Here is a 23,217-nt window from a genome sequence, read left to right as displayed (position 1 = left end):
CGATCACACTTACTAAAACGGTTTAGCAAAAAACGTTGCCGATCCAAAATTCAACGGTTTAGTATCATCAGCCTAAACCGGTTTAGCAATTTAGCACTTTCACCGATAGTTATTAGGGATGCGACAAAATGTATAAAAAACGCAGACTTGCCGTGATGATAGGCATGCTGGCCGGGAGTACCTCTGTTTTTGCCCAGACGGATATGACACGTATCGAAGCGCGCCTGGCGGCGCTGGAGCAGCGTTTGCAGGAGGCGGAAACCCGCGCGCAGGTTGCTGAAAAGCGCGCAACGGCAGCGGAACAGAAAACACAGCAGCTGGTGGCTGCGCAGCAGGAAGCGCAAACCTCCACACAGGCGGTGGCGCAACGTACCACGGTGCTGGAAGAAAAAGCCGACCGGACAGGCGGTTTTGAATTTCACGGTTACGCCCGTTCCGGCCTGCTGATGAACGACGCGGCCTCCAGCAGCAAAAGCGGCCCTTATCTGACGCCCGCCGGGGAAACGGGCGGGGCCATCGGGCGTCTGGGGAACGAAGCGGATACCTACGTTGAGCTGAATGTTGAGCACAAACAGACGCTGGAGAATGGTGCGACGACGCGCTTTAAGGCGATGCTGGCCGACGGCCAGAAAACCTATAACGACTGGTCGGCAGACAGCAGCGACCTGAACATTCGTCAGGCCTTTGCCGAGCTGGGCAATTTGCCTGACTTTACCGGTGCGCTGAAGGGCAGTACCTTCTGGGCGGGTAAGCGTTTTGACCGCGACAACTTCGACATTCACTGGCTGGATTCCGACGTGGTGTTTCTCGCCGGGACCGGCGGCGGCGTCTACGACGTGAAGTGGAACGATACGCTGCGCAGTAACTTCTCCCTTTATGGCCGTAACTTCGGCAGCGAAGAGGAGATCGACAACAACGTTCAGAACTACATCCTCAGCATGAATCACTTCGCCGGGCCGGTGCAGATGATGGTCAGCGGCTTACGGGCAAAAGATAATGACGACCGTAAGGACAGCAACGGCGATCCGATTAAAACCGACGCGGCCAATAACGGGGTACATGCGCTGGTTGGTCTGCATAACGAGAGCTTCTACGGCCTGCGGGAAGGTTCCGCCAAAACGGCGCTGCTTTACGGCCACGGTCTGGGCGCCGAGGTGAAAAGCATTGGTTCAGACGGCGCGCTGCTGTCAGAAGCCGATACCTGGCGTTTTGCAAGTTACGGTGTCACGCCGCTGGGCGGTGGCTGGCACATTGCGCCCGCCGTGCTGGCGCAAAGCAGTAAGGACCGCTACGTGAAGGGCGACAGCTATGAGTGGGTCACGCTCAATACGCGTCTGATCAAAGAGGTGACCCAGAATTTCGCCCTCGCGTTCGAAGGCAGCTATCAGTACATGGATTTAAGCCCGGAAGGCTACAAGGATCGCAATGCGGTTAACGGTAGCTTCTACAAGCTGACCTTCGCCCCGACGTTAAAGGCGGGCAAAATTGGCGATTTCTTCAGCCGTCCGGAGCTGCGCCTGTTCGCCACCTGGATGGACTGGAGCAGCAAGCTGGATAACTACGCCAGCGATGACGCCTTTGGCAGCAGCGGCTTCAACGCGGGCGGGGAATGGAACTTTGGGGTGCAGATGGAAACCTGGTTTTAACCCTTCACGCTCCCGCATCGCGGGGGCGTTTCGAACACCATAAAAAGAGGTCAGGAAGAGGTATCTATGGATTTTAATCATATTGCGCGCGAGCTTATTCCGCTGCTCGGTGGCAAAGAGAACATTGCCAGCGCGGCACATTGCGCCACGCGCCTTCGTCTGGTGCTGGTCGATGATGCGCTTGCCGACCAGCAGGCTATCGGCAAGGTTGAAGGCGTGAAAGGCTGTTTTCGAAACGCCGGGCAGATGCAGGTGATCTTCGGCACCGGGGTGGTGAATAAGGTTTACGCCGCGTTTATTCAGGCGGCAGGGATTAGCGAGTCCAGTAAATCGGAAGCGGCGGATATTGCGGCCCGCAAGCTGAACCCGTTCCAGCGTATCGCGCGTCTGCTCTCCAACATCTTCGTGCCGATTATCCCGGCGATCGTGGCCTCGGGTCTGCTGATGGGCCTGCTGGGGATGGTTAAAACCTACGGCTGGGTTAATCCGGATAACGCGCTCTATATCATGCTGGATATGTGCAGCTCGGCGGCGTTTATTATTCTGCCGATCCTGATTGGCTTCACCGCCGCGCGGGAGTTTGGCGGCAACCCGTATCTGGGGGCAACGCTCGGCGGCATCCTGACTCATCCGGCGCTGACCAACGCCTGGGGCGTAGCATCCGGCTTCCACACCATGAACTTCTTCGGTCTTGAAATCGCCATGATTGGCTATCAGGGAACCGTCTTCCCGGTGCTGCTGGCGGTGTGGTTTATGAGCATTGTGGAAAAACAGCTGCGCCGGGCGATCCCGGATGCGTTAGATCTGATCCTGACGCCGTTCCTGACCGTCATTATCTCCGGCTTCATTGCGCTATTGATTATTGGCCCGGCGGGACGCGCGCTGGGCGACGGGATCTCCTTCATTCTTAGCACCCTGATTGCCCACGCGGGCTGGCTGGCCGGGCTGCTGTTTGGTGGGCTCTATTCGGTGATTGTCATTACCGGCATTCACCACAGCTTCCACGCCATTGAGGCCGGGCTGCTGGGTAATCCGTCGATTGGCGTTAACTTCCTGCTGCCGATCTGGGCGATGGCGAACGTGGCGCAGGGCGGGGCGTGTCTGGCGGTGTGGTTCAAAACCCGCGATGCCAAAATCAAAGCCATTACCTTACCGTCGGCGTTTTCCGCGATGCTGGGCATCACCGAAGCGGCAATTTTTGGCATCAACCTGCGTTTTGTGAAGCCGTTTATCGCGGCGCTGATCGGTGGTGCGGCGGGCGGTGCCTGGGTGGTGTCGGTGCATGTCTACATGACCGCCGTTGGCCTGACGGCGCTTCCCGGCATGGCGATTGTCCAGGCCAGCTCGCTGCTCAACTATATAATCGGCATGGTGATTGCCTTTGGCGTGGCGTTCACCGTCTCTCTGCTGCTGAAATATAAAACGGACTCTGAATAATGACCTTATCTTCCCGCTGGCCTGCCGTGTTGCAGGCCGTTATGCAAGGCCAGCCGCGTGCGCTGGCGGACAGCCACTATCCGCAGTGGCATCCCGCACCGGTGACAGGGCTGATGAACGATCCGAACGGGTTTATCTGGTTTGCCGGGCGCTACCATCTGTTTTATCAGTGGAACCCGCTGGGCTGCGATCATCGCTACAAGTGTTGGGGGCACTGGAGCTCAGCAGATCTGGTGCACTGGCAGCACGAGCCAATGGCGCTGATGCCTGACGAAGAGTATGACCGCAATGGCTGTTACTCCGGCAGCGCCGTGGATAACAACGGCGTGCTGACCCTGTGCTATACCGGCAACGTTAAGTTTGACGATGGCGGCCGCACCGCCTGGCAGTGTCTGGCGGTGCAAAATGACGATGGCACGTTTGCCAAACTGGGACCGGTGTTGCCCCTGCCGGACGGGTACACCGGGCACGTCCGCGATCCGAAAGTATGGTGGCATGACGGGCTGTGGTACATGGTGCTCGGCGCGCAGGATCGACAGCAGCGCGGCAAGGTGCTGCTGTTTACGTCAGCCGATTTACACATCTGGGCGTCCTGCGGCGAAATCGCCGGTCACGGCGTCAACGGACTCACGGACGCGGGCTATATGTGGGAGTGCCCGGATCTGTTTGAGCTTGATGGCACACACGTCTTGATCTGCTGCCCGCAGGGGCTGGCGCGCGAACCGCATCGCTATCTCAACACCTATCCGGCCGTCTGGATGAGTGGGGCATTTGATTATCAAACGCCTGCATTTGCGCACGGCGAGCTGCATGAGCTTGACGCCGGTTTCGAATTTTACGCGCCGCAAACCACGGTGGCAGAAGATGGCCGCCGCATCCTCATCGGCTGGATGGGCGTGCCGGACGGCGAAGAGATGCTCCAGCCTACGCGGGCGCACGGCTGGATCCACCAGATGACCTGTCCTCGCGAGCTGCGCTACCGCGACGGTAAGCTCTGGCAAACCCCGGTCCGTGAGCTGGAAACGCTGCGCGAGGATGAACATCTCTGGCAGGGACGCGCCAGTGATGCCCCGGTGCTGGCGAGAGCGCGTCTTGAGTTCGAACTGAGCGCATCGAGCGTGAACGTGGATTTTGCCGGCGCGTTGCGGCTGATTGTGGATGATGAGGGGATCCGTCTGGAACGCGCCAGTCTGAAAACCACAGACACGCTGACCCGCTACTGGCAGGGCAATGTTCATCATTTACGCGTGCTGTGCGACTGTTCCAGCGTCGAAATTTTCATCAATCACGGTGAAGGCGTCATGAGCAGCCGCTATTTTCCTGACCATCCGGCCCAGGTACGCTTCGAAGGTGCGTCCGATATCACATTACGCTACTGGTCGCTGCGCAGCTGCATGATAGAATAGAGGTTTTGGCAGCCGGATCTAAGTCGTTGTGAGAAAAACAAAACGCGTCACCATTAAAGATATCGCGGAGCTCGCGGGGGTATCAAAAGCCACCGCCAGCCTGGTTCTGAACGGCCGCAGCAAAGAGCTTCGGGTGGCGGAGGAGACACGCGAGCGTGTGCTGGCGATTGCCAAAGAACATCATTATCAGCCCAGCATTCACGCCCGTTCGCTGCGGGACAACCGCAGCCACACCATTGGTCTGGTGGTGCCGGAAATCACCAACTACGGGTTTGCCGTTTTTTCTCATGAGCTGGAGACCCTCTGCCGCGAGGCGGGTGTTCAGCTGCTGATCTCCTGTAGCGATGAAAATCCGGGCCAGGAGACGGTGGTGGTCAATAACATGGTGGCCCGTCAGGTGGACGGGCTGATTGTCGCCTCCAGCATGCTCAACGACGCCGACTATCAAAAGCTGAGCGAACAGTTGCCCGTTGTGCTTTTTGATCGTCATATGAACGACAGTTCTCTGCCGCTGGTTCTCACCGATTCAATTACCCCAACCGCCACACTGGTGGCCGACATCGCGCGCCAGCATCCGGATGAGTTCTACTTCCTCGGCGGCCAGCCGCGGCTTTCCCCGACGCGTGACCGTCTTGAAGGGTTTAAGCAGGGGCTGCGTGACGCTGGCGTCGAGTTACGTCCGGAGTGGATCATTCATGGTAATTACCATCCGAGCTCCGGCTACGAAATGTTTGCCGAGCTTTGCGCACGCCTGGGCCGCCCGCCAAAAGCCCTTTTTACCGCCGCCTGCGGTCTTCTGGAAGGGGTGTTGCGCTATATGGGGCAACATAATCTGCTGCAAAGCGATATGCGTCTGGCCAGCTTTGACGATCACTATCTCTATGATTCTTTGACCATTCCTGTCGATACCGTTCGTCAGGATAACCGCCAGCTCGCCTGGCACTGCTTTGATCTGATTGGCAAACTGATTGAAGGGGAAACGCCGGAGCCGATCCAGCGTAAGCTAGATGCCACCCTGCAACGGCGATACAAGACCGTGGAGTGACAGGGTAACGTCTGAGGGTGACATCAATAACTTTAATTAATTAAAGATTGGATTCAGCCGATAACCAAAGGGAAATTATATCCCTGAGGTGTGTTATGTCGTTGAAAAAATCATCCCTGATTATCCTGTTTTCCCTGCTTTTCTTCTTTGTGGCCAGCACTATCACCAGCGTTGGGCTCATCATTAAAAGTAATACTTCGCTGGATAATGTGAACAAAGAAATTCAGGTGGTTCTGTCCATTATTGATCCCATTAACCACAGCCGAACCCTGCGGGTCAGGGTTATGGAGTATGTGAAAATGGTGGAAGCGGGGGACGCTACCGATCTGTCTGCGAAACTGGCCTCGGTTAAAGAGGCGCTGACCAAAGCCGATAGTGCATTTTCGGCGTTTATGGCCTCGCCGCGTTTGCCGGACGAAGCCCCGCTGGTCACTGCCTACCAGGAGGCGTGGCAAAACTACCGTAACCAGGGACTGGCGCCTCTCATCGCCGCTGCCGCCGCTCACGATGTGTCGCGGTTCAACGCTCTTATTCCCGTGGTGTCTCGACTCGATCGCCAATATGAAATTGTGCTCGATCAGGTTCTCTCCGTTCACCAGAAGTACGCCAAAACGCTGAACGAGGATGCGAGCCATAATTTCGTGTCGGGTCTGGTTATTATCGCCTGCATTGCGGTGCTGTTCGTGGTGGTGATCTTCGCCGTCAGCCTGCTGATGAAACGCGTGGTCTTTGCGCCGGTGAACCTGGCGCGCGAGCACTGTCGCCAGATTGCGGCCGGGAAGCTGGACGTACCGGTACCGATCAAGCGTGATTCCGGGAATGAAATCAATCACCTGATGTCCTCGATGGAGCAGATGCGCCAGGCGCTGCTCTCCACCATTTCTCAGGTGCGCGATGCCAGCCACACTGTGACGCATGCGGCGCAGGAAATTGCCTCCGGCAATATCGACCTGGCCTCCCGTACCGAGCAACAGGCTTCGGCCCTGACCCAGACGGCCGCCAGCATGGAAGAGCTGAGCGCGACGGTGGCGAATAACACCGACAACGTTTTCCAGGCCGGTAAGCTGGTGCAGGATGCCGTGAAAAATGCCCATACCGGTGAAGCGGTAACCCGTGAAGTCATCGAAACGATGAATACTATCGCGTCCAATTCGAAGCGTATTGAGGACATCACCAGCGTCATCAACAGCATTGCTTTCCAGACTAATATTCTGGCGCTAAACGCGGCCGTTGAAGCGGCGCGTGCTGGCGCGCAGGGGCGAGGATTTGCCGTGGTAGCAAGTGAAGTGCGCACCCTGGCACAAAAAAGCGCGGTGGCGGCGAAAGATATCGAAAGCCTTATCGCCCAGTCTGTTTCCAGCGTGAAAAACGGTGCACAACTGGTGAATCGTTCGGGAGAGGTGATTGATTCTATTATCAGTTCTGTGAATAAAGTGCATACGCTGATGGAACAGATTTCGGTTGCCTCAGAAGAGCAGAGCCGCGGGATTGGTCAGGTTGGGCAGGCCGTAACGGAGATGGACGGTGTGACCCAGCAGAACGCGGCGCTGGTGCAGCAATCCGCCGCCGCCGCCGCCTCGCTGGAGGAGCAGGCGCAGCAGCTGTCCCAGAGTATCTCGAGCTTTAGTTTGCCTGCTACGGCGTGATGTTCAGAGAGGCTCCTGAGGGAGCCTTTTTAATGTCTGCATGTAGCCGCTGCACAATCTCCTTCAGCCATTACTGTTATCCGTACAAAGCCGCTATGACATAAATTTTATCTTTCCCCGGCAATATTTCTGTTCCTCATCCGTCTACCTCCTCAGAGACCATAATCATTCAACATAAACGAGGTACACATGAGAAATTTTGATATGCACGGAAAAGGTCACGGGCGTGGTTTGGGCCGCCATCGTATGGGTAAGGGTATCGTGATTGGCGCAGTCCTGTTCGTGGTGCTTGGCCTGCTGGTCATGTCCCTGTGGAACGCGTTGCTCCCGGCCATCCTGGGGGTTAAAGCCATTGGCTTCTGGCAGGCGCTGGGGATCCTGCTGCTGAGCCGCATTCTTTTCGGTGGGCTGGGTTTCCGTCCGGGCATGTTCGGTGCGCACCGCCGTATGCACGAACAATGGATGAATATGAGCCCCGAACAACGTGAGGCCTTCATTCAGCAGCGTCGGGCGGGATTTGGGCGCCACGGTCATTGCCGGTGGCACGATGGCCGGGATGAAAAGCGAGATGATAACGGTCCGAAAGCGCCGGAAGCCGAGTGAGCGATATGAAAGCCGGTGAGGCGGGGGAATCATTACTGATCTCGGCACTCAAAGCCTGCCGCGCGCGGCTAAAAGCCTTCATTCGCGGACGGACTGCGGTTCGTGATGATGTCGATGATATTCTTCAGGAAGTGACCTGGCAGTTGATGAAAGTGGAACAACCGGTCGAGAACGTCGCCGCCTGGCTGTTTCGCGCCGCACGAAATGAGATGATCGACCGGGCGCGAAAAAAGCACGAGGTTTCACTGCCGGGGTACCTGACAGCAGATGACGAAGACTTTCCGGAGCAGGAGATTGCAGAAACGTTATTCGGCGTACCGCAAACGCCGGAGGAAGAGTATCTCAACATGCTGCTATGGGAAGAGTTGGGGCAAGCCCTGTCGGAACTGCCGCCACCTCAGCGCGAGGTGTTTGAAAAAACGGAATTTGAGGGCTACAGCATGAAGATGCTGGCAGAGGAAACAGGCGACAGTGTGCAGGCGTTATTATCCCGCAAACACAAAGCCGTGCGATTTTTGCGTAGTCGCCTCAAGGATATTTATGAAGCGTTGACAGGGCAATAAACTTCGACCACTCTGAAAAACAATATCTTAGAGGGGGCGTTATGCTTCAACGGTTAGCAAAGAAAAAGGTGCTGTTACTCTCTGCTCTGATGGTTTCAGGGCTGGTCAGGGCAGAGGAGCCGCTTCCGGATGTGGTGAAGCACTTCAGTGAACAGCAGGACATCAAAATCATCAAGAAAATTGACGCCCCCGGCGGCGCGCCAGCGTGGCTGGGACAATATCAGGACATGGGCGTGACGCTCTTTCTGACCCCTGACGGAAAGCACGTCGTGTCTGGCTATCTGTATGATGAGAAGGGAACCAACCTCAGCGAAGCCTTTTTCCAGAAAGAGATCTACGCCCCGATGGGCCGCGAGATGTGGAAAAAGCTCAATGCCGCGCATCCCCTGAAAGAGGGCGCGGAGAGTGCCCCGCGTAAAGTCTTTGTCTTTGCCGACCCGTTCTGCCCGTACTGCAAGCAGTTCTGGGCTGAAGCGCAGCCGTGGGTGAAGGCTGGCAAGGTTCAGCTCAATACGCTGCTGGTTGCGTTTCTTAACCCGAACAGCGGGCGTAACGCCTCCGCGATCCTGAATGCGAAAGATCCGGTATCGGCCTGGAAAGCGTACGAGCTGTCCGGCGGGAAAAAGCTGCCGAAACCTGAAGCTGCGGCTTCCCGGGAAACCGTTGAGATCCTGCAAAATCACCAGACGCTAATGGACAGTCTCGGCGCGAATGCCACACCGGCTATTTATTACCTGAATGAGCAAAACGAACTGCAACAGGTCGTGGGTATGCCAGACGCAAAACAGCTTGAGGCGATGTTCGGGCAGAAGCCGTAAAAGAAAGGCAGAAACAGAACGTTTCTGCCTTTTTTCAGTCAACTACCCCAGCGTCCCCGGAGGTAATTTACCGCCTCCTGCGTCTGCGGCTGGTTAAGATAGTCTTCACGGAACAGGATGGTGCCCTTAACGTCTGGCAGTGAATCGTTGAGGTCGAGCTGTTTTTTCAGCTCCGGTACGCCGCCGTTCACCGTCCAGTCCGGTTCGTTTCTGGAAGGCGCGCCCACTTTGTAGAACGCGATCCCGATATACAGGCGGGTATGGGTCGGTTTCACCACGTCAGCCCACCATTTTGTCAGCACATCGTAACGTGCCGCGTCGCGGGCGAAGGGCCAGTAGATCTGCGGCGCAATGTAATCCAGTAAACCCTGCTGTACCCATTTGCGCGTGTCAGCGTAGGATTCATCATAGGCTGCGGCACCGCGCGTGTCCGAGCCTGCCGGGTCGAAGGAGCGATTGCGCCAGACCCCCGCCGGGCTAACGCCAAATTCGACCTCAGGTTTAGCCTGCTTGATCGCCCTTGAAACCTGCACAATCAACTGCTGCGTATTGTGTCGACGCCAGTCCGCTTTTGACGCAAATCCTTCGCCATAGCGCCTGAAGGTCCAGGCATCATTCAGGGTGGACCCCGGCGTCTCGGTGTAAAAATAGTCATCGAACTGAACGCCGTCGACAGGGTAGTGATTTACCACTTCCATCACCACCTGGGTTATCCATTCCCGCACGTCGGGAATGCCCGGGTCGAGAACAAAACGATCCCCCGAGGTGCGGATCCACTCCGGATGCTGGACGTACACGCTGGAAGGATGAAGCGACGAGGTGCGGTTAAGCGCGGCGATGGTCGACGGCTTCGTGTTGGTGGAAACGCGGTACGGGTTAAACCAGGCATGAACCTTCATCCCGCGCTTGTGCGCTTCATCCAGCATAAACTGAAGCGGATCGTAACCGGGATCTTCCCCGATAGTCCCCGTCAGGGTATCTGACCAGGGCAGTATTTTAGAGGCCCACAGCGCCGTACTGTCCGGTTTTACCTGAAAGAAGACGGTGTTGATCCCAAGTTTTTTCAGCTTATCGAGCTTGTCCGTCAGCGCCCGCTGTTGCTGGGCGATACGCTGGTCCGCGCTACGGCCATTCACCGATGACACGGGAGGCCAGTCGAGACGGGAGACGGTCGCCAGCCAGATCCCGCGCATGGGTTCGTTAGTCTGCTGTAGAGGTTTCGCCTGCGGCAGCGGGGTAACGAGTGATTTGGGTGGTTTGGAAGTGCAACTTACCAGTAAAAGCGCGCAGCCAAGCAGCGCGCCAGTCCGTTTTACGTGTCGCATCATTTGCGTGTTAGCTCCTGGGTGTCCGGCTATCCGTCCAGGGATTAAACGCCGGTTCGTCCTGTTCCCCGTTACCGTCATCGTGAAGAGAGTCGAGGTAGAGGGCTTCAACTTCCGCCCGCGCCCATGGGGTGCGGCGCAGGAACTTCAGACTCGATTTAACACTCGGGTCCTTGCGAAAACAGTTGATTTTGATTCGGTTGCCCAGTTCATTCCAGCCATATCGCGCAACCAGCGCGTTAACCTGCATTTCGAGCGTTACGCCATGCAAAGGATCGTTGGAAATATGTGCTGTCATAGGCGTCCGGTAGTCTCATTTTTTATGGGGATGTGATAAACGCTCAAAGGTTACAAGAAAGCAGGGGACGCGGCAATTTCAGCGTGAGGTTCTTCACCCGTGAAGGAGAGGGTTACCCAGTAATTTGAAAGAAAAAGCTATAACGTTACCTCAGAAAAACTGAGGGCTTTCAGCGATGCCCTAAGTGAACGGAATGACCACCAGCGCCGTATGTTCCCCCTCACCCCAGCCCTCTCCCTCAAGGGAGAGGGGGCCGTCTGTGCAGGCATTATTTTGTGGGAAACCCTCAGCCCGTGAAGGGTGAAGAAGATTTTCCGGTTAACGCTATTTTTTAAACAGTTCAGGCGCCCATGGCGTCGGGTCTACCTCCATAAAGGGCGCACGCTCAAAGCGGGACTTAAGCGCCCAGGGCACCGTACAGTCGAAAATCGTTTTGCAGGTGATCCCGTTGCCACGAATGGAGGGGCTGTAGTCCGGGGCCTGAGACGGATCGAGCTGGTGTCCGCGGATCCCCGGCAGATGGGTGATGCTGACATCGCCCTGCATACGGGTGGTCATCGCCCACAGGATGTCGTCGCTGTCGAAAATATCCACATCTTCGTCGACGAGAATAATGTTTTTAAGCTCGGAATAGGTGGCTAACGCGATGAGTGCCGCCTGACCCTGACGCCCTTCGTCAGAGGGCTGGCGTTTTTTCACCTGCAATACGCCAAGGAACTTGCCGCCGCCAGCGGTATGCGCATAGACGTTTTGCAGAAAACCGGGGATGGCTTCTTCGACCGCATTACGGATGCTGGCCTCCGTTGGCAAACCGGCCAGCGTGGTGTGCTCCTCGCCCGGTCCTACCAGGGTTTGCAGGATCGCCTGATGACGCATCGTGACGGCCTTCACTTTGATTACCGGTAAGGAGGGGTTAGCCTCCCCGCAGTAGCCGGGAAATTCCGGCATCGCGTGCCCGGTGTGGGTATGCTGATCTTCTTCTACACGCACGCCCGGCAGCAGTTCGCCTTCGATGATAATTTCCGCACGCGCTATCGCTTTTTCATTTACGGCCACACCCTGCACCAGCTCTACGGGGGTCTGAGGTAACGCGCCGGCGACACCCAGCTCGTTGTAGCCGAAGGGCGTGGTAGGGGCTTCGAAACAGGCGCCAATATAGATAGCGGGATCGAGACCCATATTGATCGTGACCGGCAACGGTTTGCCCGCCTCCTCGGCTTTCTTACGGAACACTTCAATATGGCGGCCTGCGGCAAGGAACATGGAGAGCTCATCGCGCTCCTGCACGCAGAGACGGTGAATAGTGACATCGGTCAGTGAGGCATCTTCCGGATCGCTTGCCAGCACCAGCCCCAGACAGAAGAACGGACCGGCATCTATCGGCGTGTTGGTCGGTGCCGGAAGCAATTTACGCAGATCGAAGTCCGGATCGTTGGCATAAAACACCTGTTCCTGACACGGCGCCTGTGCCGCTGGAACCACAACGGGAGCAATCGGATTTTTCACGGCCTGGCCGACATGTTTTGCCAGTTCAGAGGGCTCGCAGCCCAACAGGAGCGCCGCCCGCTCGCGGCTGGCGTGCATTCCGACCAGAATACGCGAGTCGGGATATCCCTTAATAGCGTTAAACATCATCGCCGGGCCAATGCGCGTCGGACGTTTTACCGTGCCGCCAGCACCAATATGCCGGTACACACCCGCCAGCTCCGCGTCAGGATCGACCGGATGGCTGGTTTCAAGGTATTGACCTTCATGGCGTTTGAGCAGTTCGATAGCACTTCTGAGATCGTTGATGTGTTTTTTCATATTTCCCTCCTCGGATGAAGGCTTCCATTCTTAACCGGAAGAAGAGGGCTATCAATTGCATCATTTATGCTATTTTAATAAGAATTTTATTATCAATAATAAAGGCATGGTATGCAGTTTCGACTGATGCGCAATTTTATCGTGGTGGCGGAAGAGCTTCACATGCATCGGGCGGCGGAGCGCCTTAACATGGCGCAGCCAGCGCTGAGCCAGCAGATAAAAACGCTTGAAGATCGTCTTGGGGTCTTGCTCTTTAGCCGGGCGAATCGTCGCCTGACGCTGACGCCAGCCGGTGAGGCATTTCTCAGTAAAGCCAGAGTCGCGATTTTAATGACCGATCAGGCGATTCTGGATGCCAGACAGACGGCCAGAGGGGAACAGGGCGTGCTGAATCTCGGATGTGTTTCAAGTGCGATATTCGACAGTAAGCTGCCCGCCGCGCTGCGGCTTTTACATGAGAAATGGCCCGCCATCAGCCTTTCCATGATGACGGGTAACGTGCAAACCCTTTATACCGGCGTGCAAAGCAACCAGCTGGATGTGGCCATTATTCGTGCCCCGTTACCGCTATTGCCTGACGATCTGCAAAGCCGTCCATTTACAACGGAAAAGGCCGTGCTGGCCTTACCTCGTCAACATAGCCTGGCGGGCTCCGCCGCGCTGACGCTTGCGTCGGTGAAAGAGGAGAAGTGGATCGCCCTGCGCGACCCGGAGGGGATGGGGCTGGAGCAATATTTCTATGATGCCTGCCACAGCGCGGGCATACAGCCTGACGTTGTGCAAAGTGCCACCGATGTCCCCACGGTGATAAGTCTCGTCTCGGCAGGGTTTGGCATCGCCATGCTGCCGGCTTCAGCGAAGGCGATATGCGTGCAAAACGTCGTCTTTGTGGATATTCTTGACCGACTCCGGGAGAGCGAGCTGACGCTGGTTTGCCACCGGATTATTCGCTCTGAGGTCCTGAAAAAATTGATGAGTATCCTCGATCACACCTGACGTCCGGCGGCCTGAAGAAGCTGTTCACGTAGCCAGCGGTTAGCCGGATCCTGGCTGTTTTTCGGGTGCCAGTACATACCGATGACGATCGGCGGCAGATCCAGCGGCGGCGGAAAAATATCAAGCGTTTGCGTGAACCGTAGCAACATGCGTCTGGGTAGGGTGCAGAGCAAATCGGTACCGGCAACAATCGCAGGCGCCATCGCATAGCTTTGCGTCGACATCACCACGTTACGCTGGTGGCCAAGCCCCGCCAGATGCTGATCGACAAAGCCTGCGAACGGGTCGCCCTCGGATGAAACCACCAGGTGGGAAAGGCTACAATAGCTTTCCAGATCCATCGGTCCCGTACCGCGCGGATGGCCTTTTCGCTGGGCGGTGGCATATTCATCGTCAAACAGCTTGCGTCTGACCCATGCATCGTGCGCCCCCGCGTTAACGCCGACATAAATATCCACATCGCCATTTTCCATCTGCGCTGGCAGCAGCGGGGTTTCCGGGAGCGCAAAACGCAGGCGGATGCCTGGTGCTGCGCTGCTAATCTGATTCTGCAACTCTGCCCCCAGCATCAGCGCCGGGTTCTCGTGCAGGGCAATCACAAAGGTGCGGGTGCTGTTATGCGCGTTGAACGTGGTGGGTTCAAGCATCGCCGATATACCCTGCAAAACCGTCGCGACCTGCGGCCTTAACGCCTCGGCGCGCGGCGTAGGTAACACCCCACGTCCGTGTGGGGAAGGGATAAACAGCGGCTCATCGAACAGGACGCGCAGGCGCGCAAGGCGGGCAGACATCGCCGGCTGGCTGATGCCCAGCCGCGCGGCCGCATGGGTGATATTCTGATCCCTGAGTAACGCATCCAGCGTCAGGATCAGGTCCATATCCATATCGGAGGAGGGCATCTTATTGTGCGTCATAGCTTGCTGCCGTTGTTCAACAGGGAAGGTTAGCCATTGCCAGAAAAGCAGTCACTGCATTACCTGGCTCCTGCATGCGGCTGATCATGACCAGATTTGCGGTCAACGCCTGAGCATTCAGGTTGCGGTAAATCAGTCCGGGTATTTGCACCTGTTGCAGGGGGGCGGGAACCAGCGCCAGACCGAGCCCGGCTGCGGCAAATGCCAGAACGCTTAGCGTACTGTTTGAACGATGTGCCACGCAAAAACCATCCCCGAGCTGCTGCGCCAGCAGCAAAGTCAGATTTTCATTGGCGTCATGCGCGTCGTACAGGACCAGGGGATGACCGGCGAGCATTTCAACGGAGAGGTGCGGATGGATGGCTAAGGGATGATCGTCACACATTGCGATTATCATCTCCCAGTTTCCGGTTTTCTGCACCCTGATCTGCGGATCGGCTGTCGTACTGTTATCCGGTGTATAACCGACATCAATATGCCCTGCGAGGATCGCAGCTACCTGTTTCTGGGGAGCGATTTCCTGAATGGTGACTTCTGCATCCGGATGGGTTTTACGGAAGCGACGTACATCGGTAATCATTTTGCCACTAAAAATGGCGTTCCCGGCAAAACCGACCCGTACACGCCCTGTCTCTCCCCGTATCGCACGCTGGACTGCCAGACGCGTGTGTTCCATCTGTTCCAGCATCAGTCTGGCTTCGCTGAGAAGAAGCGATCCGGCCTCAGTAAGTTCCACACGACGGCTGGTGCGGATAAACAGCGGACCGCCTAACTCGGTTTCAAGGGCTTTAATCTGCATGCTAAGCGCAGGCTGAACAATATTGAGTCGCTCAGCCGCGCGTCCAAAATGCTCTTCTTCTGCAACAGCCAAAAAATAGCGTAAGTGCCGGAGTTCCATTGCCACCCTGACTCATCATTAAAAATGATTGTTTAGTAAAATATATATATTTGAGTATAAACCGCTTCACGGCCAAACTGAACGCATCAACTCAAACAGGAATCAAACAATGCAAACTCACCAACTGCAAGACCGTCAGGATCTTAACGACCTCATGAATGGCTGGATGCACCGCGACCTGGGCGAATGGGAGCAGCTGCGTAATCTTTTTCATCCGGACGGCACAATCGAAATTACGTGGTTCGAAGGGCTCGTGAGCGATTTTGTCGAGGGTTCCATGCGTATGGGCGCTTCAGATTTGCGCACAAAACATATGATTGGCTCGCCCGCCGTCACTTTTAACGACCGCGGCGACAAAGCGATTCTCGAAACCAATGCGATGATCATCGCTGAAAATATAAAACTTAATATTGGATGCGAATGCCACAATCGTTTCTACGATCTGGCAGAAAAGAGAGAGGGCGTATGGAAGCTGTTCCATCGTCAGAGCATCTACGACATGGGTATTTTCACCTTTCCGCTGGGCCCGGTTGAGATTGATTCAAAAATTGCTGCCAACTATCCGCGGGAATATGCCGCGCTAGCTTATCTGCTGGAACAAAGCGGTTTTCCCCTCGGCCGCGTATTTGCCACGCGTGACAGTGAACTAGAAGCGAATATGAAAGCGAACGCAAAAAAATGGCTGGCTGTCTGACAGGTTGAGCGCAGGGCCGAACAGATTTCGCCGGCTGGTTAATACCCGGCCGCGGGGCCCTGGGCGTGAGATAGCGGTCCCAGGCTGACATATTTAGCCTGGGACGCAGAGACTCTCTTATTGCGCGTCCCGGTTGGTATAGGTCACCGGAACCCACGCGTAGCCTTCCCGCTCACCTTTCTTCACATACCCGATCCCGGGGAAAGGCAGATGTGGCGCCGCAATCAGATCTTTGTTTTTCACAAACTCAGCGAACGCTGCGTTGCGTACCCGGGCGGCTCCGTCCTGATCCTCATCGTAAGCAATCGTCACGTTGGGCTGTGGGAACTGAACCGCGGCAACGTGAATGATGTCGCCGACAAAGGTAATTTTTTCACCTTTGCTCTCCAGCGTGTAGAACGCGGACCCTGGGGTGTGGCCCGGGTGAACCGTACCACTGATGCCCGGCAGAAGCTGTTCCGTCCCGGAGAAAGTCTTCACTTTTCCGGCATCCAGATAGGGCTTTAAGGTCTTGTACGCGACGTCGAAGTAGTTCTGGTCATAGCCAGATTTTTTCTGGTTCTCGTCGTTAAAGAAGAAATCGATATCCGGTTTGCCGACATACACCTGTGCGCGGGTAAATACGCGCTGACCGTCTTTAACCAGGCCGCCAGCATGATCGGAGTGCGCATGGGTGATCAGGATATCGGTAATATCCTGCGGTTTAATGCCCTGCGTCGCCAGGCTCTCAATCAGCCGCCCGCCTTTGCCGGGGCCAAAGAGCTGACCGGAACCGGTATCCACCAGAATTTTGTGGCCGGGCATAGCGATATAGAACGCGTTAATCGATGCTTCCACCGGATTGGCCTGGAAGTTTTTGGCCAGTAACGCATCGGTATTTTCCGCCGACGTCCGGCGCAGTAAGGCGTGCAGGTCCTGCGGCACGCTGCCGTCCGTAAAGGCGGTGACAATCGTATCGCCAACCTGAACGCTGTAGCCGCCGGCCTGCTGTTTCACCACATGCTGCGGAACGCTGGCCACCGAGTGGATCGCGGGAAAGAATAAAACCGAACCGGTCAACAGGGTTGATAACGCAAGTTTTTTCACAGTAAACATGATGGGCTCCTCAATAGTAAATTCATCATAGTTCAACTGAGATTTTTGAGAACAGCAGGGAAGTGAATGTGACCTATCCATGAAATGGATAGGTCTGAGAGGATGCTTTACAGCACGCCGGTACCGCCGTCAGAGCACCATACTTGTCCAGAGGCGTATGAGCAGGTATCTGAGGCAAAAAGCACATACAGCGGTGCGATTTCAACCGGCTGGCCCGGTCGGCCCAGGGGCGTATCTTCCCCGAATTTCTGAACTTTGGACTGCGGCTGACCGCCGCTGGACTGAAGAGGCGTCCAGTATGGACCTGGCGCGACGGCATTCACCCGAATGCCACGCGGCCCCAGCTGCTGAGCCAGAGACTTGGTAAATGCCACGTTACAGGCTTTGGTCTGCGCATAGTCCACCAGGATCGCGCTCGGTTTAAACGCCTGAACGGAAGTGGTGTTGATGATCACGGCGCCTTCCTGCAAATGGCGCAGCGCAGCTTTAGTGATCCAGAAGGGGGCATAGACGTTGGTTTTAAACGTCGCGTCGAAATCTGCCGTGGTGAGATCGTCGATCGATTCGCAGTACTGCTGGCGTCCGGCGTTGTTCACCAGGATATCCAGGCCACCCAGTTCTGCGACGGCTTTTTCCACCAGCGTATCGCAGAACGATTCCACGCGAATATCGCCGGGAATGGCGACCGCTTTACGGCCTTCGGCCCGAATCAACGCAATGACCGATGCCGCATCGGACTCCTCTTCCGGCAGATAGCCAATAGCGACATCTGCACCTTCACGGGCATAGGCGATCGCTACCGCGCGACCAATTCCGGAATCACCGCCGGTAATCAGCGCTTTTTTTCCTGCCAGTTTTCCTGACCCGATATAACTTGTTTCACCATGATCCGGTATTGGCTTCATTTCCGATGCCAGCCCGGGGGCCCTTTGCGGTTGTTCAGCAAACGGTGGACGAGGGTAATGCAGCGTGTGATTATTTCCTGTAGACATACCGGCCTCCTTAATAGTGAATTCCAAGATTAGTCGTTAATTAAACGTAAGCGGGCAAAATTGACAAATTCAGACAAATCTATCTTCCGGGAGCGGATATAAAATATTTTCTCAAGCCAGCATGTAATACCAGAAAAGGGCGACCTCATCTTTTTCCGGCAGGGCATTGTAAAGATAGCGATCGTAACCGCCCAGAATAAATCCATAGTGACGATAAAACAGACAGGCAGGAACATTAACGTTTTGCGTCTCCAGCCGTAAGCCGGGCGCATTGAGGCTTCGCGCCCAGACGTGGGTGGCGGACATCAGCTTGTGCGCCGCGCCCGTACGGCGTTTTGTACGCTCCACGGCAATGTAATCCACCGAAATAAATTTATTCCAGTTGCAGGACGCGGTAATAAAACCGGCGATTTCACCCTCATCCGTTTCGGCGATAAGAAATATTGAATCCGGATTAACGCAATGATTTTCCAGCGTCTGGAGATCAAGTTCATAGGTTTTAAGATAAGGTTCGGTCAGCGCCTCGATATGCAAATCACCATTGAGAAATGGCTCTCTTGCAATCTCATCAACCTTGAAAGAAAAATCACAACATTCAAGGCGGGCGAGGTCTGTACTTAATCCTTTTCGAATATGCATAGTATTCCTTAAGTGGGAGTTATAAATAGATAATAGACGAAGCGGCATCCCCTGCTGGCATAACACTCTGTAGATCCTGGTCTAAGCTTGTATTTCGTTCCGCGTAAAAGGTGGTCATTCGAGGACAATGAATGGAATTCAGAACATGTCGCAGGCACTGGGGTGCTGAGTTTATTTCCGATGACGTTGTACGTTTTCGCGTCTGGGCAGAAGGGCAGAAAGATCTCACATTACGTTTAACCGATACCGACATTCCCATGGCGGCGGTGGGCGACGGTTGGTTTCAGATTGACGTGCCCGGCGTCAGGCACGGTACGACCTATCAGTTTGTTTTACAGGATGGAATGGCGGTGCCGGATCCGGCCTCACGCGCGCAGCAGGCTGACGTCAACGGCCCGTCGGTGGTGATCGACCCGCGTCGCAGCCTGCCCACTCAGCGGGAATGGCAAGGACGACCGTGGGAAGAGACGGTGATCTACGAGCTGCATATCGGCACCTTCACCGGGGAAGGAACCTTCAGGGCGGCCATCGACAAACTGCCTTATCTGGCCGGGCTGGGTATTACTCAACTGGAAGTGATGCCCGTGTCCCAGTTCGGGGGCGCGCGCGGATGGGGGTATGACGGCGTACTGCTGTATGCCCCGCACTCGGCTTATGGCACACCGGATGATTTTCATGCCTTCATTGATGCCGCCCACGCGCTCGGGCTTTCCGTGGTGCTGGATATCGTACTCAACCACTTTGGCCCGGAAGGTAATTACCTGCCGTTGCTCTCGCCAGCGTTTTTCCATCAGGATCGTATGACCCCGTGGGGCAACGGTATTGCCTATGAGGTTGAGGCCGTCCGGCAATACATCGCTGAGGCGCCGTTATTCTGGCTCTCGGAGTATCATCTTGACGGTCTGCGCTTCGACGCCATCGACCAGATCCATGACGACGCTGAGACCCATATTCTTCCCGAGATAGCGCAACGGATCCGCGACGCATTTCCGGATCGGCATATCCATCTGACCACCGAAGACAGTCGCAACGTGATTTTCCTGCATCCGCGCGATGAGCATGGTCAGACGCCGCTTTTCACCGCCGAATGGAATGATGATTTTCACAACGCCGCGCATGTCTTCGCGACCGGGGAATCACACGCCTATTATCAGGATTTTGCCTTTGAGCCGGAGAAAAAACTGGCGCGGGCGCTGGCAGAGGGCTTTGTCTACCAGGGGGAAATCTCGCTTCAGACCGGAAAATCGCGCGGGGTAGAGTGTCGCGAGCAACCTCCGCAGTTTTTTGTCGATTTTATTCAGAATCACGACCAGGTCGGCAACCGTGCCCAGGGGGAGAGGCTTATCTCTCTGGCAGGCGCGGATAAAACGCGTGTGCTGTTCGCGGCGCTGCTCATGTCGCCACATATTCCGCTGCTGTTTATGGGCGAGGAGTATGGCGAAACGCATCCGTTCCTCTTTTTCACCGACTTCCACGGCGACCTGGCGAAAGCCGTGCGGGAAGGGCGCGCGAAAGAGTTCACCGGCCATGCCGGGCACGATGAAACCGTACCGGACCCCAATGACGTAAATACCTTTATGCGGTCGAAGCTTGACTGGAACAAGGCAGACACGGAGGAAGGCAGGGCGTGGCTGCACGCTACGCGCGAACTGATTGCGCTGCGTCAGCGCTTTATCGTCCCGCTACTGAAACAGCGGGGTGCCGGGGAGGGTAACGTCCTGCAAACGGCGCTCGGCATGGTTGCCGTGAGCTGGCGTTTCCCATCCGGTACGCTGTCGCTGGCGCTGAATATCGGCAAAAAGCCGCTCGCCTTACCGAACCTGCCCGGAAAAACGATCTTTAGCTGGCCGGAGGCAGTCGATAACCTGCCGCCAAACAGCATTGTTGTTCGCTTAGCTGATGGAGAAGCAGCGCTATGATCCCTTCCTCTACTTACCGAATTCAGTTTCGCAACGGCATGACCTTCGATCGCGTGGTGGACCTGATTCCGTATATGAAAGACCTTGGAATTAGCCATCTTTACGCGTCGCCTGTTTTCACCGCAACCACGGATTCCCCCCACGGCTATGACGTGACCGACCCCAACGAAATCGACCCGGCGATTGGCGGGCGGGAAGGGTTTGACCGCATGGCGGCAGCGCTGAAACAGGCGGGGATGGGGCTGATTCTGGATATCGTTCCTAACCATATGTCGACCTCGCTGGAAAACCGCTGGTGGCGCGATGTTATAGAACAAGGCAGGCAGAGCCGCTATGCGGCGTATTTTGATATCGACTGGTCCCGACCGCTGACGTTGCCGTTTCTTGGCGACACCTTTGAAGCCGAGCTGGAGCGGGGGGCTATCACCTTAAAACGTGACAGTGTCACCAACAGCGCAGCGCTGGTTTACTATGATACCGCCTATCCGCTTAATCCCGGCACGTATGCCGAAGGCAAGAGCATCGCTGAGATCCACGAGGCGCAAAGCTGGCGGCTGATGTCCTGGCGGGAAGCGCCGAAACAGCTTTCATGGCGGCGCTTTTTTGAAATCACCGGGCTGGTCGGCGTGCGGGTAGAGGATGAGGCGGTCTTCGCAGACACGCACCGCCTGATCCTTGAGCTTGTTCACGACGGGGTTGTCGATGGCCTGCGCATTGACCATGTGGACGGGCTTGCCGATCCGCTGGGCTATTTGCAGCGCCTGCGTGCGGCGACCGGACCGGATTGCTACATCACGGTAGAGAAGATCCTCGCCAAAGGGGAACAGCTTCCTCCGGAGTGGCCGGTCTCGGGTACAACGGGCTATGAGTTTATTGCCTCTCTGGCGGAAGTGCTGGTGGATGATACCAACCTCTCTCGACTGGAGACGCTCTACGACGAGACGCTGGGTACGACCGTGGACAGGCAGGCGGAACTTCGCAAAGCCAAAGGGCTGATGACCGATCGTAATTTTGAAGGTGAATTTACCACGCTGCTCAAAATAGCCAGCGAGCTGGCCGGGCATAACGGCGCCGAAGTGGAGCATGAGGATATCCGCCATGCCCTGCGCGAGCTGCTTATCGCGTTTCCGGTGTATCGCACCTACGGCACCGGAGAGGGGCTGACGCCACCGGATGTGGCGCTGCTCAGTCGCGTGGTCGCCAGCGTCGACACCTCTGAACCCGCGCTCAGCCTGATCGTGCGCATTCTTACCGGCGATCTGCCGGAGGATGACCACGCGCTGGCCTCGCTTTTCCGCACCCGTTTTCAGCAACTGACCGGGCCGCTGATGGCGAAATCGGTAGAGGATACGCTGTTCTTTCGCCATAACCTGGAGCTGGCCCTGAACGAAGTCGGCGCCGACCCGACGCCGCGCGCGTTTTCACTTTCCCGTTTTCACCAGGAGATGCGCATTCGTCTTGCCCGCCAGCCCAATGCGCTGCTGGGAACCTCCACCCACGACACCAAACGCGGCGAGGATGCGCGAGCGCGACTATACACGCTGACGGAAGCGCCAGATCTGTGGGGGGAAAACCTGGCGCGCTGGCGCCAGATGAACCAGACGCAGGTCCGATTCCTCAACGACGGCACCGCGCCGAACGCCGCCGACACCTGGATGATCTTCCAGGCGCTGGCGGGCGTCTGGCCAGCCACGCTGTCGCCTGACGATCGAGATGGCCTTAAGTCACTGGAAGAGCGTTTCCTCGGCTTTATTGAGAAAGCCCTGCGCGAGGCCAAGCAGCGTACCGACTGGATCGACAGCAACGAAGGGTACGAGAGCGTGGTGCTGGACTACGTGCGCCATCTGCTCTCCCCGGATAACACCCTGTTCCTGCGTGATTTCAGTGCCGCACTCCAGCCGTTTATTCGGGCTGGGTTAATGAACAGCCTGAGCCAGACGGTGATCAAGCTGACTGCGCCAGGCGTACCGGACATCTACCAGGGCAGCGAAGGGCTTAACTTCAGCCTGGTCGACCCGGATAACCGCCGCGAACCGGATTTCACCGCGCTGGCGGAAAACCTCAGCGTAGCGGATGGAACCATTTTTAACGATGCGCAACGCTGGCGAGACGGCAGCGTGAAGCAGTACGTCACCGCCACGCTGTTACGGCTGCGGCCGCATTACCCCGCGCTTTTCCGCTACGGCGACTGGCTGCCGCTGAAGGTGACCGGCGAGCGGGAAGAGAATCTGATCGTTTATGCCCGCATAAAAGATGACGAGGCGCTGATCGTCGCCGTGCCGCGTCTGGTGTTTGACGTCACCGACAATGCGATGCTGTGGGCCAATACTACGGTGGCCATACCCCAGGAGCTGGCCGGGAAGCACTACCGGGATCTGTTTACCGGTGAGCGTCGCCTTCTGCCAGAGACGCTGGATTTAACGTCTGAAAAGGGATGTTTGTTGGTTCTGCTTACCTGCGAATAATCGAGGAGAACA

20 protein-coding genes are annotated in these 23,217 nt (G+C 56.4%); 12 read left to right on the top strand and 8 right to left on the bottom strand.

What is annotated here, in order from left to right; genetic code table 11:
• Positions 1-128 precede the first annotated feature (128 nt).
• From ACQG0T_RS11695 to dsbG, 8 genes are all read left to right on the top strand, one after another.
• The gene (locus ACQG0T_RS11695) at positions 129-1,646 is read left to right on the top strand and encodes a carbohydrate porin (protein ID WP_023303760.1); all 1,518 of its coding nucleotides are present in this window, start codon (positions 129-131) and stop codon (positions 1,644-1,646) included.
• Positions 1,647-1,712: 66 nt separating this feature from the next.
• The gene (locus ACQG0T_RS11690) at positions 1,713-3,083 is read left to right on the top strand and encodes a sucrose-specific PTS transporter subunit IIBC (protein WP_003857085.1); all 1,371 of its coding nucleotides are present in this window, start codon (positions 1,713-1,715) and stop codon (positions 3,081-3,083) included.
• Entirely contained in the window at positions 3,083-4,489 is a 1,407-nt protein-coding gene (locus tag ACQG0T_RS11685; RefSeq protein WP_060460379.1) for a sucrose-6-phosphate hydrolase, read from the top strand. The genes ACQG0T_RS11690 and ACQG0T_RS11685 overlap by 1 nt, the downstream gene beginning before the upstream one ends.
• A gap of 28 nt (positions 4,490-4,517) precedes the next feature.
• Positions 4,518-5,534, top strand: a complete 1,017-nt coding sequence (locus ACQG0T_RS11680) for a LacI family DNA-binding transcriptional regulator (RefSeq protein ID WP_017382325.1) — start codon at positions 4,518-4,520, stop codon at positions 5,532-5,534.
• 95 nt (positions 5,535-5,629) lie between these two features.
• Positions 5,630-7,180 carry a methyl-accepting chemotaxis protein gene (locus tag ACQG0T_RS11675; protein WP_047727085.1) on the top strand — a complete coding sequence of 517 codons (1,551 nt, stop codon included), beginning with the start codon at positions 5,630-5,632 and terminating at the stop codon, positions 7,178-7,180.
• A gap of 189 nt (positions 7,181-7,369) precedes the next feature.
• A complete protein-coding gene (locus tag ACQG0T_RS11670; RefSeq protein ID WP_271040262.1) occupies positions 7,370-7,783 on the top strand; it encodes a hypothetical protein in 414 nt (137 codons plus the stop codon).
• Positions 7,784-7,788: 5 nt separating this feature from the next.
• Positions 7,789-8,346 carry an RNA polymerase sigma factor gene (locus ACQG0T_RS11665; protein ID WP_196064014.1) on the top strand — a complete coding sequence of 186 codons (558 nt, stop codon included), beginning with the start codon at positions 7,789-7,791 and terminating at the stop codon, positions 8,344-8,346.
• Positions 8,347-8,387: 41 nt separating this feature from the next.
• Positions 8,388-9,164, top strand: a complete 777-nt coding sequence (dsbG, locus tag ACQG0T_RS11660; protein ID WP_252051044.1) for a thiol:disulfide interchange protein DsbG — start codon at positions 8,388-8,390, stop codon at positions 9,162-9,164.
• Positions 9,165-9,202: 38 nt separating this feature from the next.
• Here dsbG and ACQG0T_RS11655 read toward each other — a convergent pair whose 3' ends face one another.
• The 3 genes from ACQG0T_RS11655 to ACQG0T_RS11645 form a co-directional block, all read right to left on the bottom strand.
• Complete coding sequence (locus tag ACQG0T_RS11655; protein ID WP_023296643.1) at positions 9,203-10,492, bottom strand: glycoside hydrolase family 10 protein; 1,290 nt, start codon at positions 10,490-10,492, stop codon at positions 9,203-9,205.
• A gap of 7 nt (positions 10,493-10,499) precedes the next feature.
• A complete protein-coding gene (locus ACQG0T_RS11650) occupies positions 10,500-10,787 on the bottom strand; it encodes a VF530 family DNA-binding protein (RefSeq protein WP_000123965.1) in 288 nt (95 codons plus the stop codon).
• A 324-nt stretch (positions 10,788-11,111) separates the two neighbouring features.
• Entirely contained in the window at positions 11,112-12,593 is a 1,482-nt protein-coding gene (locus ACQG0T_RS11645) for a UbiD family decarboxylase (protein ID WP_271040261.1), read from the bottom strand.
• 111 nt (positions 12,594-12,704) lie between these two features.
• Between ACQG0T_RS11645 and ACQG0T_RS11640 the strand changes: the two genes are divergently transcribed.
• Complete coding sequence (locus ACQG0T_RS11640; protein WP_163294054.1) at positions 12,705-13,589, top strand: LysR substrate-binding domain-containing protein; 885 nt, start codon at positions 12,705-12,707, stop codon at positions 13,587-13,589.
• Here ACQG0T_RS11640 and ACQG0T_RS11635 read toward each other — a convergent pair.
• Entirely contained in the window at positions 13,580-14,503 is a 924-nt protein-coding gene (locus tag ACQG0T_RS11635) for a LysR family transcriptional regulator (protein WP_032102998.1), read from the bottom strand. The two genes, ACQG0T_RS11640 and ACQG0T_RS11635, sit on opposite strands and share 10 nt — an antisense overlap.
• A 16-nt stretch (positions 14,504-14,519) precedes the next feature.
• Entirely contained in the window at positions 14,520-15,401 is an 882-nt protein-coding gene (locus ACQG0T_RS11630) for a LysR substrate-binding domain-containing protein (protein WP_023303752.1), read from the bottom strand.
• 109 nt (positions 15,402-15,510) lie between these two features.
• Between ACQG0T_RS11630 and ACQG0T_RS11625 the strand changes: the two genes are divergently transcribed.
• Positions 15,511-16,095 carry a nuclear transport factor 2 family protein gene (locus tag ACQG0T_RS11625; RefSeq protein ID WP_252051042.1) on the top strand — a complete coding sequence of 195 codons (585 nt, stop codon included), beginning with the start codon at positions 15,511-15,513 and terminating at the stop codon, positions 16,093-16,095.
• A gap of 117 nt (positions 16,096-16,212) precedes the next feature.
• Here the strand turns inward: ACQG0T_RS11625 and ACQG0T_RS11620 are convergent, their stop codons facing one another.
• The 3 genes from ACQG0T_RS11620 to ACQG0T_RS11610 all read right to left on the bottom strand — a co-directional run bounded on the left by ACQG0T_RS11620 (position 16,213) and on the right by ACQG0T_RS11610 (position 18,821).
• Positions 16,213-17,190: an MBL fold metallo-hydrolase gene (locus tag ACQG0T_RS11620; protein ID WP_271040260.1), complete on the bottom strand. Its 978-nt coding sequence runs from the start codon at positions 17,188-17,190 to the stop codon at positions 16,213-16,215.
• A 107-nt stretch (positions 17,191-17,297) separates the two neighbouring features.
• The gene (locus ACQG0T_RS11615) at positions 17,298-18,182 is read right to left on the bottom strand and encodes an SDR family oxidoreductase (RefSeq protein ID WP_017382335.1); all 885 of its coding nucleotides are present in this window, start codon (positions 18,180-18,182) and stop codon (positions 17,298-17,300) included.
• A 111-nt stretch (positions 18,183-18,293) separates the two neighbouring features.
• Positions 18,294-18,821, bottom strand: a complete 528-nt coding sequence (locus ACQG0T_RS11610; protein ID WP_058686374.1) for a GNAT family N-acetyltransferase — start codon at positions 18,819-18,821, stop codon at positions 18,294-18,296.
• Between the two features lie 131 nt (positions 18,822-18,952).
• Here ACQG0T_RS11610 and treZ point away from each other — a divergent pair, with 131 nt between their 5' ends.
• Positions 18,953-20,740 carry a malto-oligosyltrehalose trehalohydrolase gene (gene treZ, locus ACQG0T_RS11605; protein ID WP_252051041.1) on the top strand — a complete coding sequence of 596 codons (1,788 nt, stop codon included), beginning with the start codon at positions 18,953-18,955 and terminating at the stop codon, positions 20,738-20,740.
• On the top strand, positions 20,737-23,205 hold the full coding sequence (gene treY, locus ACQG0T_RS11600) for a malto-oligosyltrehalose synthase (protein ID WP_252051040.1): 2,469 nt from the start codon (positions 20,737-20,739) through the stop codon (positions 23,203-23,205). The genes treZ and treY overlap by 4 nt, the downstream gene beginning before the upstream one ends.
• Positions 23,206-23,217: the final 12 nt, after the last annotated feature.

The organism is Enterobacter cloacae complex sp. 302F9 (genome assembly GCF_050030335.1).
GTDB lineage: Bacteria > Pseudomonadota > Gammaproteobacteria > Enterobacterales > Enterobacteriaceae > Enterobacter > Enterobacter hormaechei_C.
This window is presented reverse-complemented; position numbering and strand designations above follow the sequence as displayed.

Bases quoted from the DNA above. Each gene is read 5' to 3' on its own strand.
- ACQG0T_RS11695 (WP_023303760.1), top strand. From the start codon at position 129: ATGTATAAAAAACGCAGACTTGCCGTGATGATAGGCATGCTGGCCGGG.
- ACQG0T_RS11690 (WP_003857085.1), top strand. From the start codon at position 1,713: ATGGATTTTAATCATATTGCGCGCGAGCTTATTCCGCTGCTCGGTGGC.
- ACQG0T_RS11685 (WP_060460379.1), top strand. From the start codon at position 3,083: ATGACCTTATCTTCCCGCTGGCCTGCCGTGTTGCAGGCCGTTATGCAA.
- ACQG0T_RS11675 (WP_047727085.1), top strand. From the start codon at position 5,630: ATGTCGTTGAAAAAATCATCCCTGATTATCCTGTTTTCCCTGCTTTTC.
- ACQG0T_RS11670 (WP_271040262.1), top strand. From the start codon at position 7,370: ATGAGAAATTTTGATATGCACGGAAAAGGTCACGGGCGTGGTTTGGGC.
- ACQG0T_RS11665 (WP_196064014.1), top strand. From the start codon at position 7,789: ATGAAAGCCGGTGAGGCGGGGGAATCATTACTGATCTCGGCACTCAAA.
- dsbG (WP_252051044.1), top strand. From the start codon at position 8,388: ATGCTTCAACGGTTAGCAAAGAAAAAGGTGCTGTTACTCTCTGCTCTG.
- ACQG0T_RS11655 (WP_023296643.1), bottom strand. From the start codon at position 10,492: ATGATGCGACACGTAAAACGGACTGGCGCGCTGCTTGGCTGCGCGCTT.
- ACQG0T_RS11650 (WP_000123965.1), bottom strand. From the start codon at position 10,787: ATGACAGCACATATTTCCAACGATCCTTTGCATGGCGTAACGCTCGAA.
- ACQG0T_RS11645 (WP_271040261.1), bottom strand. From the start codon at position 12,593: ATGAAAAAACACATCAACGATCTCAGAAGTGCTATCGAACTGCTCAAA.
- ACQG0T_RS11640 (WP_163294054.1), top strand. From the start codon at position 12,705: ATGCAGTTTCGACTGATGCGCAATTTTATCGTGGTGGCGGAAGAGCTT.
- ACQG0T_RS11635 (WP_032102998.1), bottom strand. From the start codon at position 14,503: ATGACGCACAATAAGATGCCCTCCTCCGATATGGATATGGACCTGATC.
- ACQG0T_RS11630 (WP_023303752.1), bottom strand. From the start codon at position 15,401: ATGGAACTCCGGCACTTACGCTATTTTTTGGCTGTTGCAGAAGAAGAG.
- ACQG0T_RS11625 (WP_252051042.1), top strand. From the start codon at position 15,511: ATGCAAACTCACCAACTGCAAGACCGTCAGGATCTTAACGACCTCATG.
- ACQG0T_RS11620 (WP_271040260.1), bottom strand. From the start codon at position 17,190: ATGTTTACTGTGAAAAAACTTGCGTTATCAACCCTGTTGACCGGTTCG.
- ACQG0T_RS11615 (WP_017382335.1), bottom strand. From the start codon at position 18,182: ATGTCTACAGGAAATAATCACACGCTGCATTACCCTCGTCCACCGTTT.
- ACQG0T_RS11610 (WP_058686374.1), bottom strand. From the start codon at position 18,821: ATGCATATTCGAAAAGGATTAAGTACAGACCTCGCCCGCCTTGAATGT.
- treZ (WP_252051041.1), top strand. From the start codon at position 18,953: ATGGAATTCAGAACATGTCGCAGGCACTGGGGTGCTGAGTTTATTTCC.
- treY (WP_252051040.1), top strand. From the start codon at position 20,737: ATGATCCCTTCCTCTACTTACCGAATTCAGTTTCGCAACGGCATGACC.